A 4,653-nucleotide genomic window follows, 5' to 3' on the forward strand; every position below is an offset into this window, starting at 1 on the left:
TGGTGAAGAACCCGGGCTTGCCGCCCTGGTCGGCCATCATGGCAACCAGGTTGTCCCGGCCCTCGCACCGCGGGAACCCCTCGAACTCGATGACCGCGCCATCGGGCGCAAAGCAGTCGCGCACCCCTTCCAGGTCATGGCGGTCCGCCGCCATCAGGTAGCGGTGCTTGAGCTCGCGCAGGGCCTCGCGGTCTTCCAGTTCCGCAACACGCTCGGCAAGCTTTTCAAGTGTCAGCATGGTCGGCTTCCTTACCATTTCATGGACAGGCTGAGTTCAACCGTCCGGGGCGTTCCGGGCCGCCCCGAGATCGCCGCCGTGTAGCTGGCCGTCGAGACGATGTAGTCCTCGTTTAGGAGATTGCGCCCGATAAGGGTGACGCTCCACCGGTCATCGCTGCTCGTCCAGCCGAGCCGGCCGTTGAGAAGGCCATAGGAGCCCTGCTGCTCGAGGTAGCCTCTCGTGCCGCCGACGCCGTCATTGGCCGGGCTGAAATAGATCCTGTCCTGCCACTTGTAGTCAGCCCCTAAAAAGGCCATGCCGCCCGCCGCTTCAAAGCTGTACTGGGTGCCCAGCGTAAATGCCCACTCGGGCGCGTTGTTGAGGCGCTTGCCGGTTGCATCGAACGGGCCGAAGACGGCCGTATAGGCCCCCGGATAGCGCCGGTAGGTCGCATCGAGGTAGGCGAGGGTCCCGGTCAGCGAAAGCCCCTCGTAGGGCCGGGCCTCGGCCTCGATCTCGACGCCGTAGGTGCGGGCCGAGGCGGCGTTCTGCGTGATCGCGTAGGAGGGCGGGACGAACAGCGTGACCTGAAGGTCTTTGTAGTCGTAGCGGAAGCCCGCAACGGCAAGGCTCAGGCGGCGATCGAGCCAGCTGCCCTTGGCGCCGATCTCGTAGGACCAGAGGGTCTCGGGCGCAAAGCCGGTCTCGGCCGTCACCGGGTCGGTCGAGCCCATGTCGTAGCCGCCGCTCTTGAACCCGCGGGTCGCCGACGCATAGACGAGGGTTTCGGGGTTGGGCCGGAAATTGATCCCGAACTTGGGCGTCCAGGCATCATAGGTCTTGGACGCATCGACGCTGAAGGGGTCGTAGAAGAAGGGCGCGCCGATGACCGGAGCCGCGAGCGCCGTATCAAAATCGAGCGAACCGGACGCGGTCCAGAAGAACCGGCCGCTGAGGCGCTTGCGCTCGCGGGTATAGCGCAGGCCGGCCACAAGCGAGAGCGGCTCGGTGATGGCATATTCGGCCTGGGCATAGGCCGCAAGCGAGCGGGTCTTGATGGTGGGCAGCCGGAAATTGGTGAAGCCCATCTCGGGCAGCGTAAAGCTGAGCGGCTCGCGCACCTTTTCGTGATAATAGAAGAGGCCCGCCAGCACCGTCAGGCGATCCAGCGCTGCCGTCAGCGAGAGATCCTGGGTCACCTGCTCCTGGCGCAAGTCAACCGTCGTCCGCCCGATGTCGAGCGCACTAGCATCAGAGTCATATTCCAGATCGCCCACCAGCTTGCGCCAGGCGGTCAGCGACTTCAGCGTGATCTCGTCGCCCAAGGGCGCGCGCAGCTCAAGCGCGACGCCCCCGCCGTCCTGGTCCTGGCGGTTCTCCCGGTTGAGCGACACCGTGCGCGGGTCATCCAGCACCGCATCATCGCCCGGGTGGCCGGTCGGCGCCAGAAGCTTGGAATAACCGACGAGGTTGCCCTTCTGCTCCGCATAGTCGGCGCGCAGTATGGCCTCGGCGCGCCCTAGAGGAACCAGGACCTGGCCGCGCACGCCGAAGCTGCGCTCGCGGCCCAGATCATTGCCGCTCGAGGTGTTGTCGAAATAGTTGCCGTGGCGCCGGTACTGCAGCGCCAGGCCCGCCCGGGCGCCCCCGCCAAGGCTGCCGCCCAGGTAGCTCTGGGCGCCAAAGGTCTTCCGGGTCCCGCCGCTGACCTCGAGCTCGGCTGTCGGCTCCTCAGGCGGAGTGCGCGTTATGACGTTGATGGTGCCGCCGACCGAGTTGCGCCCGTAAAGCGTGCCCTGGGGCCCGCGCAGCACCTCGATGCGCTCCACATCAAGAAAGCTGGAAAAATACCCGAGCGTGCGCCCGAGATAGACGCCGTCCAGGTGCATGGTCGAGCTCGGATCGGTGCCGGCAAAGGGATCGTTCGAGCCGACGCCGCGGATGAAGATCTGCGCATAGCCGGCAAAGTCAGCGATCTGGAGCGAGGGCGTATAGTCGGTGAGCCCCCGGATGTCCTGAATGCCGCGCTGCTCCAGCTGGCTGGCGGTCAGCGCCGTCAGCGCCAGCGGCGTGTCCTGGACCCTCGACGCGCCGGTCCGGCTGGCCGTCACGATGATTTCATCAATGCCGGGGCTCTGGGAACCCAGGCCCGCCGCGTCCTGCGCGCAGGCTGCGGCTGATACGATACACATGGAAAAAGCGGCCGCACTTGCAGCGGCGCACAGCTCTTGGGCCTTCACGGAATTCCCCCGTTCGAAGCGTTAACCGACACGCCGAATCGCCACTGGTACTGCGGGCGCCACTTGATTATCAACCTAGTCTAAAGTCAATATAAAAACGGTACTCCAGCGTACTCGAAAGAAAAGTACTCGTGCGTACCTATGGGTTGCATTGCTCGGCTCGAGCCGAACCGGCTCGTTATTTGACAGAACAAATTTAGTGTTTTAGGGATCGATGTGTTCTTTGGGGACAGGAGTCGAGATGAGCAGCCGGATCACCGAGCACGAGACCGATGACGACCGGCATCTGCCCGGCCGGCCGCGAAGCTTGGAATCGGAGCAGGCCATCCTGGATGCGGCCATGGTCCTGCTCATCCAGCACGGCTACAACGGCTTTACGCTCGACAAGGTCGCCGCCGAGGCCTGTGTCAGCAAGGCGACGATTTATCGCCGCTGGCGGTCCAAGGAAGAGGTGGTCATCGCAGCGCTCGGCGCCATTCCGGCCATTCATCCCAGGCTGACGGGCAGCGTTGTTGAAAACCTGACGGACTTCATCCAGCAGTTCGTCCAGATGGTGAAGACGGCGCCGGGTCAGCGGCAGGCCGAGACGCGCATGGTGACCATGCTCCCGTCGCTCGTGGCCCAATGCGAACACAACGCGGAACTGATGAGGGCCTTGCGCGCCTATATCGAGCAGCGCCGCCTGCCGGTGCGCGAAATTCTCGAGCATGGCCTCGCCTCGGGCGAACTGCCGAAGCTGAAGGACATGAATCTTCTCATCGATGCCATCATAGGCCCGGTGGTGATGCGGCTGTTCCACGGAAACGGGGACGTCAGCGAGGCGCAGATCCGCTCGCTGATGGAGCTGCTCATTGCCGGCGCGCGCGCCCTGGCGGAAGGTACGGGCACCGGGCCGGAGGCTTGAGCGCAGGCTGGAAGATGCATGGGCCGGCCCTGATGATGCAAGGGGGCTTCACATGGTAGATCGTTCAGCGCGTCGGTGGCCGAGGATATAGGCCACCCGGGGGGGCAGGCCGGACTTGGCCCGCAAAGGGGGCAGGCAGAGTGACGGCGCCCGCCTTCTGGGGGCGCATTTCGGCAGGGGCCCGGTACCGGTTCAGGTGCGCAAGCCCCCTGCGCAGGCAGGTCGGCGCCTGACAGCCTGACAGGCAAGAAAAAAGCCTGCTCTTGATCTTGCACAGCGCAGAGCGAGGGCAATTTGCCGAAGAAGGCCAGCCCGGAAAAAGCGATCTGCCTTGTCCGGCCGATCGCTTTTTTCCGTCTTATTGAAAATCAGTCACTGGGCGATGCACGGGTCGGCGTCCCGAACCGCTCGTGAAATCCATCAAGCTCGATTGTAAATTCATCCCGCTGGCCAAATTCTTCGTCCGATAAATCGGCCTGCCCCTCGCCGGCCTTGTACCAGGCGGCATAGCTGGCCAGCTCCGAGCTGTACGCCTTGTAATGGGTCGAGTAGGTCCGCACCTTGATTTCTGGCGCATCGCCATCGAGCCGGAATTCCATCAGGCGCAGCCAGCCATCCCCGATCGCCGTGCCTTTGTCGCCTGCATCCTTTGCCGTCTGCCCCCGGCTCTGATAGTCCGCCATCACCTGGTAGACCGGCAGGCCATTGCGGTTCTTGCCAACACTATAACCCTGTCCGCCGACATGGCCGCTCAGCACCATGAAGATCTGGTCGTGATTGGCGATGAACTCCTCCCAGATCATCTGGGGGTCGTTGTCGGTCGGGTCGAGCACGGCATTGTTCGGGTTGGAGCGCCGGTTGCGCTTGCCGTCCCGGTGCAGATAGTCATGCGTCGTGATGATGGTGGGCAGGCCGGCAAACCGCTGGATGATCTCGCGCGCCCAGGCCAGCGAGGCATCGGGCGCATGGTATTGCAACCCTATGTGAAGGAAGCGGCACGCGCCTGCGGTGAAGACCTGCGCGCTGTCGGCGCCGCCATCGTTCGAGGCGACGTACCAGGGCTGATCCTTGAACAAGGCCGACTGCGACGAGAACTCTGAGAGGTAGCCGCTCAGCCCCCCGACATGGCGCACGCCCGCCTTGTTTTCCTCGGGCCGCGGGGGCTGGGCCGGGTCGGTCCAGAGCGCATCATAGTCGTGATTGCCCGGCACGACCGAGAACGGCAGCTTGCCGGCCAGAAGCTGGAAGCCTTGCCCGGCGGCCGGGATCTCGAACCCGCGCGTCTGGAC

The 4,653-nt window shown here is 64.4% G+C and carries 4 protein-coding genes; 1 reads left to right on the plus strand and 3 read right to left on the minus strand.

Going from position 1 to position 4,653, the window contains the following annotated elements:
* Together VIG90_RS02020 and VIG90_RS02025 are read right to left on the minus strand one after the other, a co-directional pair.
* The coding region (locus VIG90_RS02020; protein ID WP_331591758.1) for a nuclear transport factor 2 family protein at positions 1–238 on the minus strand (238 nt) is incomplete at its 3' end.
* Positions 239–249: 11 nt separating this feature from the next.
* Positions 250–2,460 carry a TonB-dependent receptor gene (locus tag VIG90_RS02025; protein WP_331591759.1) on the minus strand — a complete coding sequence of 737 codons (2,211 nt, stop codon included), beginning with the start codon at positions 2,458–2,460 and terminating at the stop codon, positions 250–252.
* A gap of 241 nt (positions 2,461–2,701) precedes the next feature.
* On the opposite strand from VIG90_RS02025, the gene VIG90_RS02030 reads away from it, so the two are divergent.
* Positions 2,702–3,364 (plus strand): TetR/AcrR family transcriptional regulator, encoded by a 663-nt coding sequence (locus VIG90_RS02030; protein WP_331591761.1) that lies wholly within the window; start codon positions 2,702–2,704, stop codon positions 3,362–3,364.
* Between the two features lie 368 nt (positions 3,365–3,732).
* Here VIG90_RS02030 and VIG90_RS02035 read toward each other — a convergent pair.
* On the minus strand, positions 3,733–4,653 hold a 921-nt coding region (locus VIG90_RS02035), incomplete at its 5' end, for a serine/threonine protein phosphatase (protein ID WP_331591763.1).

It is taken from the genome of Pedomonas sp., assembly GCF_036515995.1.
Classification (GTDB): Bacteria; Pseudomonadota; Alphaproteobacteria; order Sphingomonadales; family Sphingomonadaceae; genus Pedomonas.

Bases quoted from the DNA above. Each gene is read 5' to 3' on its own strand.
- VIG90_RS02030 (WP_331591761.1), top strand. From the start codon at position 2,702: ATGAGCAGCCGGATCACCGAGCACGAGACCGATGACGACCGGCATCTG.